The organism is Rhodanobacter sp. C06, from assembly GCF_002001105.1.
GTDB lineage: Bacteria > Pseudomonadota > Gammaproteobacteria > Xanthomonadales > Rhodanobacteraceae > Rhodanobacter_A.
On record NZ_MUNP01000077.1, the window covers coordinates 1 to 22,319 of the forward strand.

18 protein-coding genes are annotated in these 22,319 nt (G+C 62.4%); 12 read left to right on the forward strand and 6 right to left on the reverse strand.

Features of this window, described 5'->3' with window-relative positions; all coding sequences use genetic code 11:
* Positions 1 to 102: 102 nt before the first annotated feature.
* Together B0E52_RS16755 and B0E52_RS16760 are read right to left on the reverse strand one after the other, a co-directional pair.
* Positions 103 to 441, reverse strand: a complete 339-nt coding sequence (locus B0E52_RS16755; RefSeq protein WP_077485704.1) for an endonuclease domain-containing protein — start codon at positions 439 to 441, stop codon at positions 103 to 105.
* Positions 442 to 718: 277 nt separating this feature from the next.
* Complete coding sequence (locus tag B0E52_RS16760) at positions 719 to 2,875, reverse strand: S9 family peptidase (protein WP_077485706.1); 2,157 nt, start codon at positions 2,873 to 2,875, stop codon at positions 719 to 721.
* Positions 2,876 to 3,003: 128 nt separating this feature from the next.
* Here B0E52_RS16760 and B0E52_RS16765 point away from each other — a divergent pair, with 128 nt between their 5' ends.
* The 10 genes from B0E52_RS16765 to B0E52_RS16815 all read left to right on the forward strand — a co-directional run bounded on the left by B0E52_RS16765 (position 3,004) and on the right by B0E52_RS16815 (position 14,972).
* On the forward strand, positions 3,004 to 3,387 hold the full coding sequence (locus B0E52_RS16765) for a nucleotidyltransferase domain-containing protein (RefSeq protein WP_077485848.1): 384 nt from the start codon (positions 3,004 to 3,006) through the stop codon (positions 3,385 to 3,387).
* Positions 3,375 to 3,767: a DUF86 domain-containing protein gene (locus B0E52_RS16770; RefSeq protein ID WP_077485708.1), complete on the forward strand. Its 393-nt coding sequence runs from the start codon at positions 3,375 to 3,377 to the stop codon at positions 3,765 to 3,767. Before B0E52_RS16765 ends, B0E52_RS16770 begins: the two co-directional genes overlap by 13 nt.
* Before the next feature lie 548 nt (positions 3,768 to 4,315).
* The gene (locus tag B0E52_RS16775; protein WP_077485710.1) at positions 4,316 to 4,771 is read left to right on the forward strand and encodes a pilin; all 456 of its coding nucleotides are present in this window, start codon (positions 4,316 to 4,318) and stop codon (positions 4,769 to 4,771) included.
* Between the two features lie 159 nt (positions 4,772 to 4,930).
* Positions 4,931 to 6,979 (forward strand): hypothetical protein, encoded by a 2,049-nt coding sequence (locus B0E52_RS16780; protein WP_077485712.1) that lies wholly within the window; start codon positions 4,931 to 4,933, stop codon positions 6,977 to 6,979.
* 171 nt (positions 6,980 to 7,150) lie between these two features.
* Positions 7,151 to 9,298, forward strand: coding sequence for a hypothetical protein (locus tag B0E52_RS16785; RefSeq protein ID WP_077485714.1), 2,148 nt, complete (start codon positions 7,151 to 7,153; stop codon positions 9,296 to 9,298).
* A gap of 92 nt (positions 9,299 to 9,390) precedes the next feature.
* Positions 9,391 to 10,575, forward strand: a complete 1,185-nt coding sequence (locus B0E52_RS16790; RefSeq protein WP_077485716.1) for an aminotransferase class I/II-fold pyridoxal phosphate-dependent enzyme — start codon at positions 9,391 to 9,393, stop codon at positions 10,573 to 10,575.
* 328 nt (positions 10,576 to 10,903) lie between these two features.
* Positions 10,904 to 11,521 carry an acyltransferase gene (locus B0E52_RS16800; protein ID WP_077485718.1) on the forward strand — a complete coding sequence of 206 codons (618 nt, stop codon included), beginning with the start codon at positions 10,904 to 10,906 and terminating at the stop codon, positions 11,519 to 11,521.
* A gap of 95 nt (positions 11,522 to 11,616) precedes the next feature.
* Entirely contained in the window at positions 11,617 to 13,176 is a 1,560-nt protein-coding gene (locus tag B0E52_RS16805) for a lipopolysaccharide biosynthesis protein (RefSeq protein ID WP_139351736.1), read from the forward strand.
* Positions 13,177 to 13,223: 47 nt separating this feature from the next.
* Positions 13,224 to 14,180, forward strand: coding sequence for a glycosyltransferase (locus B0E52_RS16810; RefSeq protein WP_256363993.1), 957 nt, complete (start codon positions 13,224 to 13,226; stop codon positions 14,178 to 14,180).
* Between the two features lie 237 nt (positions 14,181 to 14,417).
* On the forward strand, positions 14,418 to 14,972 hold the full coding sequence (locus B0E52_RS16815; protein WP_168174218.1) for a class I SAM-dependent methyltransferase: 555 nt from the start codon (positions 14,418 to 14,420) through the stop codon (positions 14,970 to 14,972).
* Here the strand turns inward: B0E52_RS16815 and B0E52_RS16820 are convergent.
* From B0E52_RS16820 to B0E52_RS16835, 4 genes are all read right to left on the reverse strand, one after another.
* On the reverse strand, positions 14,969 to 15,829 hold the full coding sequence (locus B0E52_RS16820; RefSeq protein ID WP_077485724.1) for a glycosyltransferase: 861 nt from the start codon (positions 15,827 to 15,829) through the stop codon (positions 14,969 to 14,971). The two genes, B0E52_RS16815 and B0E52_RS16820, sit on opposite strands and share 4 nt — an antisense overlap.
* Entirely contained in the window at positions 15,826 to 16,995 is a 1,170-nt protein-coding gene (locus B0E52_RS16825) for a glycosyltransferase (protein ID WP_168174219.1), read from the reverse strand. Before B0E52_RS16825 ends, B0E52_RS16820 begins: the two co-directional genes overlap by 4 nt.
* Positions 16,985 to 17,830, reverse strand: a complete 846-nt coding sequence (locus B0E52_RS16830) for a glycosyltransferase (RefSeq protein ID WP_168174220.1) — start codon at positions 17,828 to 17,830, stop codon at positions 16,985 to 16,987. Before B0E52_RS16830 ends, B0E52_RS16825 begins: the two co-directional genes overlap by 11 nt.
* Before the next feature lie 73 nt (positions 17,831 to 17,903).
* Positions 17,904 to 18,758, reverse strand: a complete 855-nt coding sequence (locus B0E52_RS16835) for a glycosyltransferase family 2 protein (RefSeq protein ID WP_077485730.1) — start codon at positions 18,756 to 18,758, stop codon at positions 17,904 to 17,906.
* A 313-nt stretch (positions 18,759 to 19,071) separates the two neighbouring features.
* On the opposite strand from B0E52_RS16835, the gene pilB reads away from it, so the two are divergent.
* Together pilB and B0E52_RS16845 are read left to right on the forward strand one after the other, a co-directional pair.
* Positions 19,072 to 20,793, forward strand: coding sequence for a type IV-A pilus assembly ATPase PilB (gene pilB, locus B0E52_RS16840; protein WP_077485732.1), 1,722 nt, complete (start codon positions 19,072 to 19,074; stop codon positions 20,791 to 20,793).
* A gap of 149 nt (positions 20,794 to 20,942) precedes the next feature.
* Complete coding sequence (locus B0E52_RS16845; RefSeq protein WP_077485734.1) at positions 20,943 to 22,217, forward strand: type II secretion system F family protein; 1,275 nt, start codon at positions 20,943 to 20,945, stop codon at positions 22,215 to 22,217.
* Positions 22,218 to 22,319 lie beyond the last annotated feature (102 nt).

The following is a 22,319-nucleotide window of genomic DNA, read 5'->3' on the forward strand; positions in this document are numbered from 1 at the left end:
CTCCCCCTTGCAAGCAGGGGGAGCGGGTGGATTCAGCGGACTGATGCCTTGTCTCCCTCCCCTGCTTGCAGGGGAGGGCCGGGGTGGGGTCGCTCTGCACCCTCAACCTGACTCCAGGTTCCGTAGCACTTCCTCCAGCACCGCATCGGTACGCAGCAACACATCGTCGTTCCAGAAGCGCAGCACTCGATAGCCAAGCGCCTCGATAGCACGCGTGCGTGCCGCGTCGTAACTCACCGCCTCCTGGTGCTGACCGCCATCGAGTTCAAGTACGAGCCTCGCAGGAATGCAGACGAAATCAACGATGTAACCTGCCAGCGGATATTGACGGCGAAACTTGAATCCGCCGAGTTGCTCGCCACGCAGATGGCGCCACAGGTGTCGTTCGGCGTCGGTGGCTGCATTGCGCAGCTGACGGGCGCGTTCCCATTTCCGTTGCATGGCCAGTCCTTGCCATTGGCGAGCGGGAAGCTTTACCCCCTCCCGACCTCCCCCTGCAAGCAGGGGGAGGAGAATGATGTGCGGCTCTCCCTCCCATACAAGCGCTAGGGAGCGATGTGCTGCCCATGCAAGCAAAGGGGAGTGATGTGCCGCCCCATGCAAGCATTGGCAATGTGATGTATTGGGCCCCCGGTAAGCAGGAGGAGAAAACCAACATATCGTGCCGCGTGAACTCCCTCCCCTGCTTGCAGGGGAGGGTTGGGGTGGGGTGCTTCGGCTACTGCTTCGCCGCAGCCTCCGGTGCCGTCCACTGCTTCAGCCACGCGTTCACCGTGTCGTGCCACAGCACGCTGTTGTGCGGCTTCAACACGAAGTGGCTTTCATCCGGAAAGGTGAGGAACTCGCTGGGGATGCCGCGCCGCTGCAGCGCGGTGAACGCGCCCAGGCCCTGGCTGAGCGGGATGCGGAAGTCGTGGCCGGAGTGCACCACCAGCATCGGCACGCGCCAGTCCTTGACGTGGGCTAGCGGGTTGAACTTCTCGTAGTTCGCGGGGACCTCGAACTGCGGGCCGCCGTTCTCGTGCTCCTCGAACCACAGCTCGTCGGTGGCGTAATACATCATGCGCATGTCGAACACGCCGTCGTGGTCGACGAAGCACTTCCACGGCTGGCTCCACACGCCGGCGATCCAGTAAGTCATGTAGCCGCCGTAGCTCGCGCCCAGCGCGCAGGCGCGGTTGCCGTCGAGGAAGGAGTACTTGGCCAGCGCGGCCTGCCAGCCGAGCTTCAGATCCTGCAGCGGCTTGCCGCCCCAGTCGCCCGAGATCGAGTCGGTGAACGCCTGGCCGTAACCGGTGGAGCCGTGGAAGTTGATCGTGACCACGGCGAAGCCCTGCCCCGCATAGGTCTGCGGATTCCAGCGGTAGCTCCAGCTGTTGGTCATGGCGCCCTGCGGACCGCCGTGGATGATGAAGGCCACCGGGTACTTCTTGCCGGGTTCATAGCCCGCCGGCTTCATCACGTAGCCCTGCACCGGCTCGTTGTTCCAGCCCTTGAACGTGAAGAACTCGAAATCGCCCTCGTGCGCGTTCCTGAGCAGGTCGGCGTTGTAGTGCGTGACCTGCCTGAGATCCTTGCCGTCGGCATCCACGGTGTACAGATCGGTGGGACGCTTGAGGTCGTTGCGGGCCAGCAGCAGGCGCGAACCGGCCAGCGAATAGCCGTCCACCTCGCCATCGCCCACCAGCTGGCGCACCTTGCCGCTGGCCGTGTCCACCGCGAACAGCGGGTGCCGGCCCTCGTCGTCGGCAGTCACGTAGAGCGTCTTGCCGTCGGCGGAAATGCCCATGCCGCCCGGCGAGCGATCCCAGTGCGGATCGATCTCGCGCTTCGCACCGGTCGCCAGGTCCAGCGCCATGATGGCGAAGCGGTCGGATTCGAACGCCGGTGTCTTCTGCGCGAGGTAGTAGAGCGTCCTGCCGTCCGGCGAGGGCACGGGCCAGCCATCCCAGGCCTTGTTTTCAGCCGTGAGGTTCACCGGGGCGGACGAACCGTCGGCCGGCACCTTGTAGATGTCGAAGTTGGTGGACCACGGCTCGCTGTGGCCGGCGATGCGCACGTCGAAATACACCGTCCTGCCGTCGGGCGAATAGGCGAACTCGCTGTCGTCGCCGAATGGCTTGCTGGGCACGTCGCCGTCGATGCCGCGCGTGAGCAGCGTCGGCTCCGCCGGCAGCTGGCCGTGCGCATCGAAGCGGCCGAGGTAAAGCTGGTTGCGCGTGCCGTCGGACCAGGTATCCCAGTGCCGCACGAACAGCTTCTTGTACAGCGTGCCGGTGGCCTTGTCCGCCGCGCGCTGGTCCAGCTTCGCCTTGGTGCAGGCCAGCGGGCCTGCGCAGTCGGTGAACACCGCGTAGGAAAGCAACACGCTCTTGCCGTCCGGTGCCAGCTTGTAGTCCTGGATGTCCAGCGGACCGTGGCTCACCTGCACCGGCGCGATGCTCATCGGCGCATGGTGCGCCCCGCCCAGCAGGTCGCCCACGCCGCGCCGCCACAACTGGGTCACGCCCTGCACCGGCGCGAGGAAGTACAGGCTGCGCCCGTCCGGCGACCAGCGCGGCGAGGAAGCCACCATGTTCACCAGCTTCACCGGCTTCGCACCGTCCTGCGCCAGGTCCAGCACGTAGATCGCGTTGACGCCCTTGTTCGCCGCGTAGTCCGTGCTGCGCACACCGAACGCCGCGTAGCGCCCGTCCGCCGACAGCTGCGGATCGCTCACCCGCTGCATCATCACCAGGTCGCGCACGTTGAACGGGTGCGGCGCGTGGTCCACGGTGATCGTGGTATCGATCGGCGCCACCGTGTCGGTGTCCGCCGCCAGCGCGGGCGAGGCCACCAGTGCCAGCAGCAGCAGCGCCGTCAGGGCTTGCTTCATGGTCGTTCCCCTAGGTGATGTCAAAGAGGCAAGGTAAGCGGCAAGCCGGCACCACGCAAGCGACCCGGCTCGACACGCCGAAAACCCACTAGACTGGCGGCGCAGCGCCAATGGCGGATGGGTTTCTCATGTCCACACTCCAAGTACAGCGCGTACTTACGACGCACCCGGAGATCGGGCTGGCCTATGTGTTCGGCTCGGTCGCCCAAGAGCGCGCCCGCCCGGAGAGCGACGTGGATGTGGCTGTGCAGGCGGCCAAGCCGCTCGACACCGCTCTGCGCATGCAACTGATCGAGGAGCTTGCCCTCGCCACCGGCCGGCCGGTGGATTTGATCGACCTGCATGCGGTCGGCGAGCCCCTGTTGGGCCAGATCCTCAAGCACGGCAAACGCATCATCGGCAGTACCGCTGCACACGCGAACCTGATGTCCCGTCATGTCTATGCCATGGAAGACTTCGTGCCCTATGTGACGCGCATGCTGGAGGAACGGAGGCGCGCATGGACGCACTGATCGTCGGCCGCAAGCTCGACTCGCTGCAGCGCTTCCTCCTACGCGTCCGCGACAAATGCCCTGCCACCGCAGACGCACTTGCAGCCAGTCCCGATCTGCAGGACATCGTGGTACTCAACCTCAGTCGCGCCGTCCAACTCTGCGTCGACCTGGCCTTGCACGTATTGGCCGACTCGGGCCTGCCACCACCCGACACCATGGGCCAAGCATTCGAGCAACTGACCTCGACGCACAAGCTGGATGCCACGCTTGCATCGCAGTTGCGCAAGGCTGTCGGCTTCCGCAACCTCGCCGTACACAGTTACAGCGCCATCGACTGGGCCATCGTCCACGCTATCGCCACCCGCCACCTGGACGATTTCACCCGCTTCGCCGATTGAGTCAGGACGCAAAGCTGACGGGATTCGCCACCCGTGATGCCGCATGCCCCCGCCAGGCAAAAGTGACCATTGCGGATCAGCCATCCATTGCCTTGGCACCAAGCAGCACACGCTGGACGAATGCGGCGCAAGCAAGGGCTGCCGGACATCAATAGTGGCAACGTATTCCCGCTTGCGGGCACATCTGCCCAAGCTCTTGGCACTCCATGCCGGGCACCCCACGCCACCTCGATCGGCCGCAAGCTGACAAATTGCGTCACAAGCTGCCCAAAATGATCAGGCCTCACGAAGCAACCGAAGTGCCGGCAAGCGCACAAAACCAGGCGCCCCCACTACCGGTGGCACCCTTTCGTGATCGCATGCACAACACACAAGCGCCGCGACATGAGGCAATATGCCAGCGGTGGTCGTGGCATGTTAGATGCTTCGATACCGCCAGCTTCCTGGTCGTTCCTGACCAAGTCGTGTTGGGGTTCGATCCCGCCTAGGGGGTATCGGGGCCGGAACCCAGGGGGCACACCGCTAGCTAGCCAACAGAAGGAACCACCATGAAGACCATGCAGAAAGGCTTCACCCTGATCGAACTGATGATCGTGGTCGCGATCATCGCGATCCTCGCAGCCATCGCCGTGCCGGCCTACCAGAACTACATCATCCGCTCCAAGGTGACCGAGGCGCTTTCCGCCGTCGACATGGCACGCACCGCCGTGGCAGAAACGGTCCAGTCGACCGGTACGGTCCCCAGCAAAAACGCTTCGGCCGGCCTGCCGGCCACACAAGCGAGCGTCGCCTCGCAATATGTTTCCGATCTGGAAGTCGGTACGAACGGTGTCATCACCGCCACGGTCACCGGCACGAACAGCGACGCAGATACCAAGACCGTCGTCTTCACGCCGTATGCCAACGGCGCTGCCATTACCGCCACCACCCAGGTCACCGGTCCGATCACCTGGAAGTGCACTGGCACCGTGCCGACCAAGTACCTCCCGGCCAGCTGCCGCTGATCGTTGTTTCCCGTGTCACTCTCGAAGGGCCGCCTTGTGCGGCCCTTCTTTTGTGGGCCGCAGGGTCATCATGGTCGCTGATACCCGAACCACGGGTTGGTCGAACCCATGGTTTAGTTAACATGCCTCATCCCCTATTTTTGGATTGACCCATTGCACATGAATGAACGTGCCCGCCCATGGTTGCCTTGGCTGTTGCTGGCACTCGCTGCGGCGGCGACAGCCGCCGTGTACTGGCCGGGCATCGCCGGCGGCTGGGTGTTCGACGACTACCCGAACATCGTGGACAACGCGGCCATCCACATCTCGCAAGGGCACTCGACGCTGGCGGCCTGGGTAAACTCGGCGCTGTCGTCCCCGTCCAGCTTCCTGCGCCGGCCACTGGCCTCGCTCACGTTCTCGCTCAACTGGATGATGGGCAACGGCAGCCCCTGGCCGTTCAAGGTCACCAACGTCGTCATTCACCTGATCAACGGCGTGCTGCTGTTTTGCATGCTGCGGGCACTGCTGCAATTGGCAGGTTGGCGGCAAAGCCGGTTTTCGCAAGCCTCTCCCTCCCTGCCCGACGGAGAGCTGGGCCACACCGCTTTCGACCCTGCCGCCGCAACGCGCCTCGCGCTGATCGTGAGCACGGCGTGGATGGTTCTGCCGATCAACCTGATGGCCGTGCTGTACGTGGTGCAACGCATGGAAAGCCTGTGTCAGGTATTCGTGTTGGCCGGCTTGTGGGCTTACCTGCACGGACGTTGGATGATGCTGACGGCGCGCGACAAGCGCCGCGACCACCGTGGATTTGCGCTGGTCGTCGGCGGCATCGTGTTGGGCACGTCGCTGGGACTGATGTCGAAAGAAACCGCCGTCTTGCTACCGGTGCTCGCGTTCCTGGCCGAATGGGTCATATTGCGGTTTGCACGCGCCACCCCGGCGGGCCACCCATTGCCCGGAGCATCCGAAAAGCAGACGCGGGACGCACGCCTCTGGTGGACCTTCGTCGTCACCCTGTTCGTTCCGGCCGTGCTGGGTACGGCGTGGCTGCTGCGTGTCGCCTTGCACCCCGGCTCCTGGGTTGGCCGCGATTTCACGCTTGCACAGCGTCTTCTGACCGAAGCGCGCGTGCTGGTGGATTACCTGCACTGGACACTTCTGCCCAATCCGACGGTATTGAGCCTCTACCACGACGAGATCGTGATATCGACCGGGCTGCTGACGCCGTGGACCACCTTGGCTGCGATCGTCTCGTTGGCCGCGTTGGGCGTACTTGCGGTTTGGCTACGCAATCGCCAACCACTGATTTCACTCGGCATCGGCTGGTTTTTCGCCGCGCAGCTGCTGACCGCGACCATCGTCCCGCTGGAACTGGTCTACGAGCAGCGCATGTACTTCGCGTCGATCGGCGTGTTGCTGGCAGCCGGCACGTGGTTGCTTGGCCTGCGCTGGAGGATCGCATTGCCGATACTGCGCGGGTTTCTGGTCGCCATTGGGTTGCTTTGGTTCGCCTTGGTCACTCACCTGAGAGCGCAGGACTGGTCCAATCCGCTGCGCTTGGCCGTTGCAGAAGCCACCAACCACCCGGATTCGGAACGTGCGGTATACGAGGCCGGCCGCCAATTCCTGATCGCGTCGAACTATCAGCCCGGCAAGGCATTGGACGCGTCCTGGAAATACTTCCTGCAGGCAGCTGCGATTCCGGGGGCGTCCGTGTCGCCCGATCAGGCGCTGATCATGCTCGTCGATCACGGCCAGCAAGGCGACGATGGTGCTTTATGGGACTCGATGGCGCGCAAACTACTCAACCAGCCAACGGGACAGGGGGACATCAACGCGCTGGTTACGCTGACCGCCTGTTACGGCAAAGGCATCTGCAAATTCGATGCCGCGCAGTTGCAGCGCGCCTATCTGGCAGCGCTCTCTCGGCCACACCCCATCGCGCGGCTCAACGGCGCCTATGCGGACTTCCAACGCGACATCCTGCACGACGACATGCTGGCGGCAAAATACCTCAATCTGGCAGTCATCGGCGCACCGAGCGAACCCGCCTACCGCATCGATCTGGCAGCACTCTACGCGCGCGCCGGACAGGCAGCCAAAGCACAGGAACAGATCGACGCACTGAGGCACTTGAACTACGCAGGGCGCCTCGACAAGCAGATCTCGGAGCTTGAGCTGCTCGTCAGACGCAACATTTCCGCCACGACACTGCACCAGTGATTCGCCTCCCCTTGCAGAAACTTCTGACCGTCTGCAGAGCCGGTACTGACCAAGGGCCCCATACCCGGCTTCCCGACCCCACGCCGATACGACTGGTCATTGACCGCGGGAATCGGCAGAGCGCGCGGCCACACGCCAGGATGCCGGCCACCATGCTCCCGTTGTGACGACATGATCCATTCCCTGAAACCGCCTATCGTGCGCCGGTTGCTGTTGCTCGCCCTGCTCATTACTGCCGCCGTCTATTGGTCCGGCCTCTCCGGCAGCTGGCTGTTCGACGACTACCCCAACATCGTGGATAACCCCGGCGTGCAGCCGCATGCGGCCAGCGTGCCCGCACTGGTGCGCGCCGCGCTGTCCTCGCCGGCCAGCGAGTTCAAGCGGCCACTGGCTTCGCTGAGTTTCGCCGCGAACTACCTGGTGAGCGGCTTGAATCCCTGGAGCTGGAAGCTGTTCAACCTTGCAGTGCACCTGTTGAACGGCACGCTCGTGTTCTTGCTCGCAAGAATGTTGCTGCTGGCCGTACCCCACTCCAGCCCTCCCCTGCATACAGGGGAGGGGGATTGGCGACGCGCAGGCATCCTCGCGGCACTGATCGCGGCAGGCTGGATGCTGTTGCCGATCAACCTCACCGCCGTGCTGTATGTAGTGCAGCGCGAGGAAAGCATGGCGAACCTGTTCGTGCTGCTGGGGCTGATTGGGTATGTCGCCGGGCGTCAGCGCATGCTGTGGTGTAGGAGCGCACCCTGTGCGCGAATGCTTTTGGAAAGCGCGCCGCCTCAAGACAGCTCGCAACGCCAATTCGCGCACAGGGCGCGCTCCTACACAGAAGGCGTGTGGGGTGGCTTCTGGCTCTGCGCCGTCAGCCTCGTCATTTCCACCGTCATCGGCCTGCTGGCCAAGGAAACTGCGGCGATGCTGCCGCTGTATGCGTTCCTGGTCGAATGGATCCTGTTTCGCTTCAAGCGCGTATCGCTATCCGTAGGAGCGGGCCCTGGACGTGATAATGCTCCGGATGAGGCGGTGGTCGCGCACAGGGTGCGCTCCTACCGGGAATGGGACGGGCGGATCGCGGGCTTGTTCGTGGTGGTGTTGGCACTGCCGCTGCTGGCGGGATTGATCTGGCTGTTGCCCGGAGTGCTGAATACCGCCAATTGGGCCACGCGCGATTTCACTCTGGGCGAGCGCCTGCTTAGCGAAGCGCGCGTGGTCTGCGATTACATCGGGTGGACGCTGCTGCCCACGCCACAGGTACTGTCCTTCTATCACGACCAGTTCCGCATCTCGACTGGCTTGCTGTCGCCATGGACAACGCTGACCAGCCTGCTTGGAATCACCGCGCTGTTCGTTCTGGTGTTCCGGTTGCGTCGCCGCCAGCCGTTGGTGGCACTGGGGATCGCCTTGTACCTGGGCTGCCACGTGATGACCGGCACCATCATCCCGCTGGAACTGGTTTACGAGCACCGCAACTACTTCGCCAGCTTCGGCGTGCTGCTGGCCGTGGTGCCATGGCTGGCGGCCGTCTCGCCGGGTGCCGTGCAGCCCGCCGTGCACCGACATCGCTGGCGGCTACCCCGGCGCGTGCTGCTGGCCTGCCTGCTGCTGTGGTGGGCCGGATTGACCACGGCTACCGCCTACGCCTGGGGCGACCCGCTGCGGCTGGCTCAAGACTTGGCCGCGCGCGCACCCGACTCGCCCCGCGCCCAGTACGAACTGGGTCGCATCTACATCATCTACTCACACTACGATCCAGCTTCGCCGTATACGCGGCTGGCCTACGCACCACTGGAAAAAGCGGCGAGCTTCCCAGAGTCCTCGATCCTGCCGCAGCAGGCACTGATCTTCATGAACTCGCGTATGGGCCTACCGCTCAAGCCGCAGTGGTGGGACAGCATGATCGCCAAGCTGAAGGCGCGAAAGCCCGGCGTGCAGGACGAAAGCTCGCTCGCCGCGCTGGCGCAATGCGCCAGGGACCGCGCGTGCGCGCTGCCCACCGCACGCATGGTGCAGGCATTCGAGGCCGCGCTGGATCACCACACTCCCAGCGCACGGTTGCAGGCCACGTACGGCGACTATGCGTGGAACGTGCTGGACAACCACGCCTTGGGCCTGCGCATGATCGAGGGCGCCGTAAAAGACGCACCGAGCGAACCGGCCTACCGCATCACACTGGTCCGCATGCTGGCCGCCTTGGATCGCTACAATGAAGCACGCAAGGCCTTGCAACAACTTCGCCCGCTGAATATCGGTGGCCGATTGAACGGAAGCATCCGCGAGCTACACATACTTCTCAATGGCGATCTAAAGTTTGGGTCATAGCGATCTTAAAGAGCCCCTGCACATAGTTGCATGCCTACGGGTTAGGCCCATCTGCCCACCCCGTCATACCAAAGCCACTACCGACATCAGCCATGCCGATCAAGGTCATCCGCGACAAATTCGACCTCGCCATCAACGGCGCGCCACCCGCATTTGCCGAACCGTTGCATGTCGGCCGCCCCAACTTGGGCAACCACGAGGCATTTTTGCAGCGGGCCGCCCAAGTCCTGGATAGTAAGTGGCTGACCAACAACGGTCCAATTGTGCAGGAGCTCGAGCGACGCATCGCCGACCATCTGGGCGTCAAGCACTGCATTGCCATGTGCAACGGCACTGTTGCTCTGGAAATCGCCATTCGTGCCCTGGGACTAACGGGCGAAGTCATCGTCCCGTCGTGGACTTTTATTGCCACGGCCCATGCCTTGCACTGGCAGGGCATCACGCCAGTCTTCGCCGATATCGACCCTGCGACACACAATCTCGATCCTGACGCCGTGCGCCGCATGATCACCCCTCGCACTAGCGGCATCATCGGCGTACACCTGTGGGGACGGCCCGCGCCCATCGACGCACTGCAGGCCGTCGCAGACGAGCACGGCCTGAAGCTGATGTTCGATGCCGCGCATGCTTTCGGTTGCACATATCGAGGCCAGACCATCGGTCGCTTCGGCGCCTGCGAGGTGCTGAGCTTTCACGCGACCAAGGTGTTCAACACCTTCGAAGGTGGCGCCGCGGTCACCGACGACGACGATCTGGCCGAGACCATGCGTCTGATGCGTAACTTCGGCTTCGTCGGCTACGACAACGTGATCCACCCAGGCACCAAAGGCAAGATGCCCGAGATCAACGCGGCGATGGGACTGGTCAACCTCGACGCCTTGCCCGGTTTCGTCGAAGCCAATCGCCACAATTACGAAACCTACGCCGCCGCCCTGGCCGGCATCGACGGCCTCCGGCTGCTCGACTATGACCCCGCCACCAACCCGAATTACCAGTACGTGGTCGTGGAAGTCGATTCGGGGCGCGACGGCAAGCGCCGCGACGATCTCGTCGCCGCATTGCATGCGGAAAACGTGCTTGTACGAAAATACTTCTGGCCGGGTTGCCACGGCATGCTGCCCTACCGGGAACTGTTTCCCCATGCAGGCCTGCTGCTCGAACACAGTGTGGCGATAGCCAATCGGGTCGCGATACTTCCGACCGGCGTGTCGCTGGGCACCGACGACATCGAGACCATTGCGGCGGTTTGCAGAGCCTGCATGAGCGACGGCGCATGATCGCGGCGGTGATGCAGCCGTACCCCCTACATCGGCTACTTTCAGCTTATGCAGGCCGTAGATACCTTCGTGTTCTTCGACTACGTGCAGTACATCAACCATGGCCGGGTCAATCGCAACCGTATCCGCCGAATACCAAAATACGCACCTGTCGTGGCTAAACTAGCTCGCCGTTGTGTTCGGCGGGCTGCTTCTGGTGCTAGCAGCTCTTTGGAGTTTCGTGCCACAGGTCACGGTGCCCAACTAGTCGGTTAACCGAGTGCTCACCCGCTACGTGGGCTCGCACCGGTTACCTCAAGCGTTTGGCCATCTATAGAGACTCGATTACATGAACAATCCTTTCGATCCTGGCTATTTCTCAGACGAACAGCTCGTCGACTTCGGGTTCAAGAAAGTCGGGAAAAATGTGCGAATTGCCAGGAGCTGCACAATCATTGGACTGAACAACATTGAGCTAGGAGATAACGTTCGTATTGACGGCTACTGCTCAATCATCGCCGCCGGCAACGGCTTCACAAAGATTGGATCGTTTGTCCACATTGCCGGCTATTGTGGACTCTATGCAGGCAGCGGCATTGTACTTGAAGACTTTTCTGGCCTGTCCGCTGGAGTGAGAATCTACACCGCCACAGACGACTACTCCGGACGAACCCTGACCAACCCCACAGTGCCGGAGAAATATCTGGGGGTAACTTCAGGTCCAGTTATACTTATGAAGCACGTGATTGTCGGTACCGGCAGCGTGATTCTTCCAGGCGTCACAGCAAATGAAGGAGTCTCTGTTGGGGCGCTATCGTTGATCACAAAAGACCTCGATGCATGGTCAATCTACGCTGGCATGCCAGCGCGGAGACTACGAGATCGCTCCAAGGACCTGCTTTCACTCGAAAAATCCCTGCTCGCAGAGTTGGACAGTGAATTGAACTCCGAGGTGCACGACGGTTGAAGGGTGCCTCGAAAACCTGTCTCGGTGTACGGAGTCCTAACCGCATTCTCGGACGCTCGTTGAGCTTGTCTTCGAAAGCCTGGAGATATTTGTCGGTGACGGCACTTGAAATCCTGAAGGTAAATTCATCTTGCGAACCAATCCCGATCCACGTAAGCCAGCGCGCCCTGCCGCAACGTGAGTGCATGCAATCAATAGCGGCCAAGGCCACTCACGCCACCATGTGGAGCGCGCTGGAAATCCTCGCGCGTTACGGTGTGCAGATCGCAGTCACGATCGTGCTCGCACGTTTGTTGACACCGACCGACTTCGGCCTGATCGCCATGCTGATCGTGTTCACCAGTGTCGGCGTGTTGCTGGTCGATTCCGGCTTCGGCACCGCACTGATCCAGCGGCAGGGCATCACAGCCGACGACGAGACCACTGTGTTCGCCTACAGCATGACGATCGGTGCTGCGGCGGGATTCGCGCTCTGGTTCGCTGCGCCACACATCGCCGCGTTCTACCACCAGCCGCAGCTGGTCCCTTTGACCCGACTCGTCGCCTGGGTGCTGCCGCTGGGTGCGCTGGCGGCTGTGCCCGATGCCCTGCTCACCAAGCGCCTAGACTTCGCTGCGCGTGCGCACGCCGAAATCGTCGCATCGGGCATTTCCGGCTTTGTCGCCGTTGCGTTGGCGCTGAATGGGTTCGGTGTCTGGAGCATCGCATGGCAGTCCGTCATCGCAATCGGCTTGCGGGCGACCCTACTGTGGCTGTACGCCCGCTGGAAACCCGTCGGGCGTGTCAATCACGCCTCGTTCCGTCGCCTGTTCGGATTTGGCGGCTTCATGCTACTGGCCCAGTTGCTCGACACGGTATACGTACGCGCACAAGCGCTACTGCTCGGCCGGCTATTCGACGCCGCGACACTTGGCTACTACACGCTGGCGCAGAACGCGCAGCAGGCGCCGGTCGGCTTCGTCGGAACGGTGCTCAGCCGCGTTGGCTTGCCGGTGTTCTCGGAGCTCTCGGGCGAGCCCGTGAGGCTTCGCCAGGCCCTGCGCCTGTCGTTGCGCGTCTCGCTGTTCCTGTTCCTGCCCTGCATGATCGGTCTGGCGCTGGCGGCAAAACCGCTGATTGCACTCGTCTACGGCGCACGTTGGCTTTCGGCGGCACCGGTGCTGACCCTCCTCGCACTGGCCGCGGCGCCATGGCCTTTGCACGTGTTGAACCTTGCCGCCCTCACCGCCTGCGGCAGATCCGACCTGTTGCTGCGACTCGAACTGTTCAAGAAGCCGGTGTCGATCGCGCTCGTACTGGTGGCCGCGCCGTTCGGTCCTATCGCCGTGGCGGCAGCCGTACTGCTGGGCAGCATGCTCAGCATCGCCGTCAATACGTACTACTCGCAGCGCATGCTCAGCTACGGTGTGCTGGAGCAGATCGTCGACCAGAAGCATACCTTGCTGCTGTGCCTCGCCAGCGCGGTGGCCGGATGGGGCATCCTGCATTGGAGCGCGCCTACCATCGTCGCGACGCTTACAAGCATACTGGCGGCAGCCGTGGTCTACCTTGGCGGCGCGGCCATATTCCGCAACCCTGCGGCTACGGAGCTCACGCACCTGTCTCGATCCGCGCTGGCGTCGCGCTTGCCTGGCAACAAAGACACGCAGCCATGACATCCGACGTACCCGCCCCCCCTGACCGACGCGAGACAGGCCGCAGCATGCCGCCCTCATCCGTATCCGTTTGCATCGCTACGTGCAACCAGCGCGCATACATCCGGCAGTGCTTGGACAGCGTCCTGCAACAACGGACCGACCGGCTGCTCGAAATCTTGGTCGGCGACGATTGCTCCGACGACGGCACCAGCGAAATCATTGCCGAATACGCCGCCGCAAATCCGCAGCGGGTGGTGCACTTGCGTCGGCCACAACGACTAGGCGCAAGCGCGAATATTCAAGACCTGCTGCGACGCGCAAGTGGATGCTATCTGGCACACCTCGACGGTGACGATTACTGGCTGCCTGGCAAGTTGGAGCACCAGATCGAGTTCTTGGACACCCACTCGGAATGCCCGGCAATTTACGCCAACGCCGTAGCCATCCGTGAAGACGGTGAGCGCATCGGCGTATTCAACGACGCGGGTGACGGCCACCACAGCTTGGCGTCCCTGTATCGCCGCGGCAATTTCCTCAACACAAGCTCCATGCTCTACCGGGCCATGTTCAAAGAAGAGTTGCTTTCGATCGACCGCCCCTTCATCGACTATCGCATGCACCTGTTGCTTGCCAGGCATGGCTCGCTGGCACATCTAGGGAGGCCACTTGTGGCCTACCGATTGAACTCGGTCGGATCCATGACGACAACCTCAAGCGATCTGGTACGCGAGTTGTACTGGGAAGCAATGAACAGCGTACCTGCCGGCATGCTTGGCGCCGCCGACCAGGCATCTGGCTTGGCAGATTTCCTTCGACGAGTATTCGGGACGGCACGTCGCCAAGGACGCTGGAATCTACTCCGTGTTTGGGCGCCACGGGTATTCACCGCATCACCCTATGGCCGCTTGCGTACCTGCCTGCTGGCAGTCGGATCGCTCCTCCGCATCATCTACGCCGAGGCGATTCACCGACTACGCATGATCTGGCGCGGTGACAAGGGCCGGGTGTTGTATCACCGCTGACAGTATGATTCAGACATGATCACGAAGTTGTTTCGATTTGCCCAAGGTATTGCACTCGCACTGTTGCCTGGAGGCCCCCGGCGCTGCGTACTGTGCGGTCGCAGGGCCTGGAAATTCCTGCCATATTGTGGCGGCTCCAAAAACCAGCCTCCACTGATGCGTGAGCTCCATGTGGTAGGTAGCGACTTGGATCGCTTTGCCTGTCCCCACTGTCGCGGGCATGATCGCGAACGCCACATGCTGATGTTCCTGCAGTCGTCTGGATTGCTGGAAACAATGCGCGGCAAGGCAATTTTGCACTTCGCACCGGAGCGCAACTTGTCTCACTGGATCGCTGCGGCGGAACCATCTACCTATGTTCGTTGCGATTTGGAGCCAACATCCCCCGCTGTGCGGCGCATCGATATGATGGCCATCGATGCAGAACCAGGGTCATTCGACTTCCTGATTGCCAACCATGTACTTGAACACGTTGCCGACGACAGGCGCGCACTGCAGGAGGTCTACCGTGTATTGAAGCCCGGAGGCCATGCAATCTTGCAAACTCCATTCGCCCGAAAGTTGCATGCTACTTGGGAGGATCAAGGTATCGCTGACGACAAGGCACGGCTGCAAGCCTATGGGCAAGCCGACCATGTCCGGTTGTACGGAAGTGATATATTCAAGCGATTCGCTGCAAGTGGCTTGGAGCCGTTGGCGTACCTGCACTCCGAACTGCTTCCAGACACCGACGCCGACACCCATGGCATCAATCAAGACGAGCCCTTCTTTCTCTTCCGTAAGAAACTCTAGGAGCTCGCATGCTCCCTCGCGATCCCACTCCCATCACGTAACGCTCGCAGCGGCGTCAGGCTGCGGAAACGCAAACTCCGCACTAGGCCTCGTACACCCAGCAAGATGACATGCAGCACAATGATCAACAGACGGTCAGCCCACCCGTTCGACAGCTTGCGCGCAATGAGCAACTGCGCAGCCACCACACGCGCCTCGTAGAACTGCGAACCCATGCGGCTGCTGGCCGAGCCTTCGTGATGCACGAGCAGCTTTGGCACATGCACCATCGCGCCGTTGCGTCGTGACAATCTGGCACCCAACTCAATGTCCTCCCCATACATGAAGAAGTCCTCGTCGAACAATGTCGCCCCCGACTTCGGAAGATTCACCAGCAGGCAGCATCCACTGGCATAGGGGAAGGAGCCAGGCAAACGGCGGTCCGTGATCAGGCCAGTCAAGCGATGGTAGTAGACCGTGCCGCGTACCCAGCCGCCATGATCGATGTCAGGGTACAGGACTTCGGCATTCGGACTCGCCTCCAGCGCATCCCGGAACACTCGGAGCGCATCCGGCAGCAGGGTTGCATCGTTGTTGATCAACAGCACTGGACTGTCCGGGAATTCAACAGCCAGCGTTTCCAGGCCCCGGTTGACGCCCGCGGCGAAGCCAAGATTCCTATTCGCCGTGACAATCCGGCATCGCCGTTCGCTACCCATCAAGCGTTCGAGTTCTGCGGCACTCGCCTCGCCATCCGCGCTGTTGTCCCAGACGAGTACGTGCGAAACCCCGTCTTCAAGCAGAGAGCGCAAGCAGTTGAAGGTCCGTGATGCATCACGGTAGTGCAAGGTCAAGCCGACGATGACACCGTTGCTCATGGATTGGCCTCACCCAAGATGCTTGCGCGGAGTGCGGTGAACGTTATCCGGTTGGCCAGCACGGCACCGTAAAATTCGCTCGCACGGCTGGCCATCACGCCACGCAGCGCCTCGTCATCGGCGAGCCTGGCAATTTCGGCGGCAAGGGCTTCGGCATCTGCAGCCGTGACGGCCGTGAACGGCATCTGCCCGAACCTTGCTGCGGCTCGCTCCAACCACGCGGTTCGTGCGGTGATTATCGGGCGCCCCATGCTTGCATAGGCATAGACCTTGTATGGACACACGCGCTGCGTCTTTGGACCGCCCCCGAACACGCCAAGGCAGATGTCGGCTTGCCTGATGCAGAACGCAAGTTGTGCCGGCGTCTTCCACTCCCGCTCCCATGTCATGTTGGCCGCTCCGGCACGCAGAGCCGACTCCAGGATTTCTGCCTGCTGCCCAGTACCAACGATGGTAAACCGAATGTCCTGCCGCCCCGCCAAGAGCTTGGCCGCATCGACGATCGTCGAGATTCCGTGCAGCGGTACCAATGTGCCGACGAACAGGACGTTGCATGCCCCACGGTGGACAGGTGGCGGCGAAAGCGTGAACTCGCGCTCGTTGGTCGCGAGCGGAACAGCGATGAACAGCTCGCGCGGAAGGCGAAACAGCGACGCGTAGAATTCTGCATTCTGGTCAGTGTCCACTATCACGGCATCTGCAATGCCATATGCCCGTCGTTCGATGCGCCACAGAATCCTGGCCCGCCAATCGGCTGGTCGAAGCAGGCCGCGATCATTTACCACCGTATCGAACAGTGAGATGAATGCGTCTGCCACTATGCGCCGTGGCCGCAAGCCGCGCGGCACCAGCGACCATGCGAAGAGCAGTATCGGCGCAGGATAGGGCACGTATGCGCGCACCGGTCGAGGACGCATTGCCAGCCCCTTTGCGATGACGCGCGCATGAGCCGATACAAACTTCCACGCCTTCGACAGCAGGCCGCCACGGGCGCGCATTGCGCCGCCTTCCCGAGGAAGCAGCGGGATGTTGATTTCGTTGACGTCGAAGTGCCGTCGAAGTCCTTGCATCGAATGAAGCGTGTTCGGGTAGGCTTCGCTTGCGGTATGAACGCCAATCACGGCCAATTTTGGCAGCGTACTCGCCGCCGCTGATTCAGCGCGCACGACGCACATCCACCATCACGCCATCCCTGATACCGCGCAAGAAGGCGCCAATCTTGGTGAAACGGCCTGTCTCGAACAACAGTATTCCGACAGCCTCCGCAATGACGCGTGCAAATTGCCGCAACGACCACAGCGGATGACGGTACGCATGCAGGCGCACGGTCCAGAGGGCATTTCGCGCGATGAAATACTTCCGCGAGGCCGGGTGGGCGGAAGACAGCGCACGTGCCCAGCGAACACCAGCGACAGGCGCTCCGATGGCATGACGCATCAACGGTTCCCGTGTCACGAAGACACCAGCACCATGATCCGCTGCGCGCAGGCAGAATTCATGATCCACCGAATCGATGAAAAAGTCCTCGCGGAACCCATCGATGGCGAGCGCGAAGCCCACCGGTAACAACATCCCGGAAGTGATCAATGTGGTCCTGCGGACTGGCGCGGATCTTTGCGAGCCCACGTGGTGCGCCAAGCGCCTCCGATGGACATCAACGTAGTTTGCTCCCAGCAAAAGCCTGCATGTTTTCAACGCACGCACAGAGGCAAGCATGGCTTCAGCAAAGCCTTCCACCGGCTCGGAATCCTGATCAAAGGTTACCGCCCACGCATAGCCCGCCGCGTGCGCATCCCGCAAGCCACGGTTCAGCGCGGCGGCAATCCCGACGTTGTGGTCGTTTTGCAAAACCCTGATCTTGTCGTCTTCCCGAATCCGCAACGAACTGGAAGCATTGTCGATGACGAACACACGGCGAAATTCGGTGGACAAGCGATCCAATCGATCCGGAAACTCCGCGTCCGGCTGAAATGTGACCACGATCGCGCAGATGCTGTCCAAGGTCGGAGGATGGACTGTTCGCCATGGATCCGGCTCCGCACCATGTGTTGGACTCGATCCCGACATGTGAGGCTCAGGTCAGCCGCCTGTACGTCAGCGCCGTGATCTGCTCGGACACTAGCCCGATCAGGAACACGATCACGGCTGCGCTCCATAGCAAGGTGCTGCCGTTGGTGAGGCGCCCATCGTGCGCGAAGGTCCATGCGTAGTTCGCGCAACCGAGCAGGAAGAATGTCGCCGCCGCCGGCACGAACAGCTTGAGCGGCGAATACAGCGTGGCGATCTTGAAGATGATCAGCAGGAAACGCACGCCGTCCTTGATCGGTTTGATATGACTCTTGCCCACGCGCTGCGCGGCCTTGATCGGCAGGTAGGCCACCGGGTAAGCGCTGCGGAAGAACGCCATGGTGCTGGTGGTGGGGTAGCTGAAGCCGTTGGGCAGCAGATGCAGGAATTCGCGGAACTTTTCCGCGCGCACGGCGCGGAAGCCGGAGGTGAGATCGGCCACCTCATGCCCTGTCATGCGGGTGGCCAGCCAGTTGTAAAGCGTATTGGCTACTCCGCGGCCCACTCCGGCCTGGCTGCCCCAGTCGCGGGCACCGACCACCATGTCGTAGCCCTCGTCGAGCCTCGCCAGCAAGCGCGCCACGTCGGCCGGATCATGCTGGCCGTCACCGTCCATGAAGACGAGGAGGTCGCCGCTGGCGGCACGGGCACCACGCTTGATCGCCGCGCCGTTGCCCATCGAATACGGCGAGGAGAGACAGGCAACCCCGGCTTCGGTGCAGATCCGGCGCGTCTCATCCGTCGAGCCATCGTCCACCACGATGACCTCGGCCTCGGGATGGGCGGCGCGCAACCGCGGCAACAGGTCGGCCAGCGCAGGGGCCTCGTTCTTGGCGGGCAGGATGATGCTTAGGTGGCTCAACGGCGTGTTCCCCTAGTCTCCGCGAATCATAACGTGAAGCTGGCACCACGACCGTGGCTCATGCACATGTTCGAAGCCTCCCGATGGCACTCTTGGGGATTTGCGCGTAGCCCATGCAAAAGCCAAAGACACCCCATCCCTCCCCTGCACGCAGGGGAGGGAGTCCCGCCAGTGCCTCGCCCCCCGTTGGTTGGGAAGGGAGGCAAACGTCTTGCTTTGGAGACTCGGGCGGCCTGCAAGACGCTTTTCGCGGATGACCCGCGGCCCCGACTGGGGTAGATTCGGCGCCAATAGGGTCCGGGGATCGTCACTCATGTCATCTGCAATGCAAACGCCGCTCACTGGGCTGACCGGGCTTGCGCGGCGGCTGGTAGCCGAAGGCCTGCTGCCTGAGGCCGACGCACGCCGCGCGGTTGTGGAAAGCGGCCAGCAACGCGTCACCCTGACCTCATGGCTGCTGGACCAGAATCTGGTGGACGGCCTGCGCCTGCTGCGCCTGGCTTCGCTGGAATTCGGCATGCCGATGCTGGACGTGGCTGCAATGAACCCGGCGCAACTCCCGATCAACCTGGTCAGCGAGGCCCTGCTGACCAAGCATCGTGCGCTACCGCTGTTCCGGCGCGGCAAGCGCCTGTTCGTGGGCATCGCCGACCCCATGCAGCTGGATGCGTTGGAGGAGATCAAGTTCCACTCCAATTGCATGGTGGAGCCGATCCTGGTGGAGCGCAGCCAGCTCAACCGCACCATCGACATCGCGCTCAGCAGCATGCACGACGTGATGCCAGACATGGGTGGCGACGACCTGGAGGACTTGGACACCGAGGGCGGCGATGTCGATGAGGCGCCAGGCGGTATAGACGCTACAGGCATCGACGACGCACCAGTGGTGAAGTTCGTCAACAAGATCCTGGTGGACGCGATCAAACGCGGCGCCTCGGACATCCATTTCGAACCATTCGAGAGTCATTACCGCGTGCGCCTGCGCATGGACGGCATGTTGCGAGCGGTGGCCAGTCCGCCGCTGAAGCTCGCCAGCCGTATTTCCTCGCGCCTGAAGGTGATGGCGCAGTTGGACATCGCCGAGAAGCGGGTTCCGCAGGACGGTCGCATCAAGCTCAATCTCAGCAAGACCCGCGCGATCGACTTCCGTGTGAGCTCGCTGCCCACGCTGTTCGGCGAGAAGATCGTGCTGCGTATCCTGGACGGCTCGGCGGCGAAGATCGGCATCGAGAAACTCGGTTACGAGCCGAACCAGCAGAAGCTCTACGTCGATGCCATCCACAAGCCCTACGGCATGGTGCTGGTCACCGGACCCACAGGTTCGGGCAAGACAGTGTCGCTGTATACCGGCCTCAACATGCTGAACACCGCCGAGCGCAACATCTCCACGGTGGAAGACCCGGTGGAAATCCGCGTCGAGGGCATCAACCAGGTGCAGCAGAACGTCAAGCGCGGCATGACCTTCGCCGCCGCGTTGCGCTCCTTCCTGCGCCAGGACCCGGACGTGATCATGGTGGGCGAGATCCGCGACCTGGAAACCGCCGAGATTGCGATCAAGGCTGCCCAGACCGGCCACATGGTGCTCTCCACCCTGCACACCAACGACGCGGCGCAGACCGTCGCGCGCCTGATGAACATGGGCATCGCGCCGTACAACATCACCTCCTCGGTCACCCTGATCATCGCCCAGCGCCTGGCGCGTCGCCTGCACAGCTGCAAGAAGCCGCAGAGCCTTCCGCCGCAGGTGCTGCTGGCCGCCGGCTTCAGCCAGAAAGACATCGATGACGGCCTGACTCTTTACGAAGCAGGGGGCTGCGACGAGTGCAACGAGGGTTACAAGGGTCGCGTGGGCATTTACCAGGTGATGCCGATGCTGGAGGAAATCCAGAAGATCATCCTGCAAGGCGGCAATGCGCTGCAGATCGCCGAGGTGGCCAAGGCGGCCGGCATCAACGACTTGCGCGCCTCCGCCCTGCTCAAGGTGAAACAGGGCCTCACCAGCCTCACCGAGATCGACCGGGTGACCAAGGATTGAGCTTCCGACCCGGTAGGAGCGCACGGGTCATGCCGCGAAGCTGCGGTCGCCGCCACGGTTTCACGGCAGGAAAATGACGTAAGCTTCGGTATCAGAATGGTTCCGCGGTCCGAACGGCCCGCCGGAACGCACCATCAGGGGGACAGCGCATGGCCACGGCTTCCGCAACTGCCAAGAGAGACCCGCGCGCGCTCGGCGCCGAGCGTTCCGCGGTCAGCAAACTCACCGTCTACGAGTGGGTGGCGCTGGACAAGCGCGGCAAGCGCATGAAGGGCGACATGCCGGCGAAGAATGCCTCGCTGGTGAAGGCCGAACTGCGCCGCCAGGGCATGAACCCGCAGACCGTGCGCGAGCGCGCCAAGCCGCTGTTCGGCGCTACCGGCAGCTCGGTGAAGCCGCGCGACGTGGCGGTGTTCAGCCGCCAGATCGCCACCATGATGAAGTCCGGCGTGCCACTGGTGCAGTCCTTCGACATCATCGCCGATGGCCAGAAGAACGTCCGCTTCAAGAACATACTGATGGATGTGAAACAGGGCCTGGAAGGTGGTCAGGCGCTGCACGAGGCGCTTGGCCGCTACCCGGTGCAGTTCGACGAGCTGTACCGTAACCTGGTGCAAGCCGGCGAGGCTTCCGGCGTGCTGGACACCGTGCTGGACACCGTGGCCACCTACAAGGAGCGCACCGAGGCGCTGAAGAAGAAGATCAAGAAGGCGCTGTTCTACCCGATCATGGTGGTGGCGGTGGCCTTCCTGGTCTGCATGGTCATGCTGCTGTTCGTGGTGCCGGTGTTCGCGGAGACCTTCAAGAATGCCGGGGCCGCTCTGCCAGCCCCCACGCAGTTTGTGGTCGCCGCATCGGAGTTCATGAAGAGCTGGTGGTGGCTGGTGCTGTTCATCATCATCGGCAGCGTGGTGGGCCTGATCGCAGGCAAGCGGCGTTCAGTGAAGTTCGCTCATTTTCTGGACCGCGTGACGCTGAAATTACCGGTGTTCGGCAAGATCATGCGTGAATCGGCGATCGCTCGCTTCGCCCGCACCCTGGGCGTGACTTTCCATGCTGGTGTGCCGCTGGTGGAGGCGCTGGACGCGGTCTCCGGCGCCACCGGCAGCGTGGTTTACGGTGATGCCGTGAAGCAGATGCGCGACGACATCTCGGTCGGTCACCAGCTGCAGTTGGCGATGAAGCAAACCGGGCTGTTCCCGAACATGGTGGTGCAGATGACCGCGATCGGCGAGGAATCCGGCGCGCTGGACACCATGCTGTTCAAGGTCGCCGAGTTCTACGAGGAAGAGGTCGAGAACGCGGTCGATACCCTGTCCACCCTGCTCGAACCCATGATCATGGTGATCCTGGGTGTAGTGGTGGGTGGCATGGTGATCGCGCTGTACCTGCCGATCTTCAAGCTCGCCGGCACCGTGGGCTGATCGCGTTGCCGTAGGAGCGCACCCTGTGCGCGATTGCTTTTGGCCTTGATCGAAGCGCGAGGTCATTCGCGCACAGGGTGCGCTCCTACCGGCAAGTCCGTA

Coding starts and splice junctions, on each gene's coding strand:
- B0E52_RS16755 (WP_077485704.1), bottom strand. CDS start 441: ATGCAACGGAAATGGGAACGCGCCCGTCAGCTGCGCAATGCAGCCACC.
- B0E52_RS16765 (WP_077485848.1), top strand. CDS start 3,004: ATGTCCACACTCCAAGTACAGCGCGTACTTACGACGCACCCGGAGATC.
- B0E52_RS16820 (WP_077485724.1), bottom strand. CDS start 15,829: ATGAGCAACGGTGTCATCGTCGGCTTGACCTTGCACTACCGTGATGCA.
- B0E52_RS16775 (WP_077485710.1), top strand. CDS start 4,316: ATGAAGACCATGCAGAAAGGCTTCACCCTGATCGAACTGATGATCGTG.
- B0E52_RS16800 (WP_077485718.1), top strand. CDS start 10,904: ATGAACAATCCTTTCGATCCTGGCTATTTCTCAGACGAACAGCTCGTC.
- B0E52_RS16790 (WP_077485716.1), top strand. CDS start 9,391: ATGCCGATCAAGGTCATCCGCGACAAATTCGACCTCGCCATCAACGGC.
- B0E52_RS16760 (WP_077485706.1), bottom strand. CDS start 2,875: ATGAAGCAAGCCCTGACGGCGCTGCTGCTGCTGGCACTGGTGGCCTCG.
- B0E52_RS16785 (WP_077485714.1), top strand. CDS start 7,151: ATGATCCATTCCCTGAAACCGCCTATCGTGCGCCGGTTGCTGTTGCTC.
- B0E52_RS16780 (WP_077485712.1), top strand. CDS start 4,931: ATGAATGAACGTGCCCGCCCATGGTTGCCTTGGCTGTTGCTGGCACTC.
- B0E52_RS16770 (WP_077485708.1), top strand. CDS start 3,375: ATGGACGCACTGATCGTCGGCCGCAAGCTCGACTCGCTGCAGCGCTTC.
- B0E52_RS16845 (WP_077485734.1), top strand. CDS start 20,943: ATGGCCACGGCTTCCGCAACTGCCAAGAGAGACCCGCGCGCGCTCGGC.
- pilB (WP_077485732.1), top strand. CDS start 19,072: ATGTCATCTGCAATGCAAACGCCGCTCACTGGGCTGACCGGGCTTGCG.
- B0E52_RS16815 (WP_168174218.1), top strand. CDS start 14,418: ATGCTGATGTTCCTGCAGTCGTCTGGATTGCTGGAAACAATGCGCGGC.
- B0E52_RS16810 (WP_256363993.1), top strand. CDS start 13,224: ATGCCGCCCTCATCCGTATCCGTTTGCATCGCTACGTGCAACCAGCGC.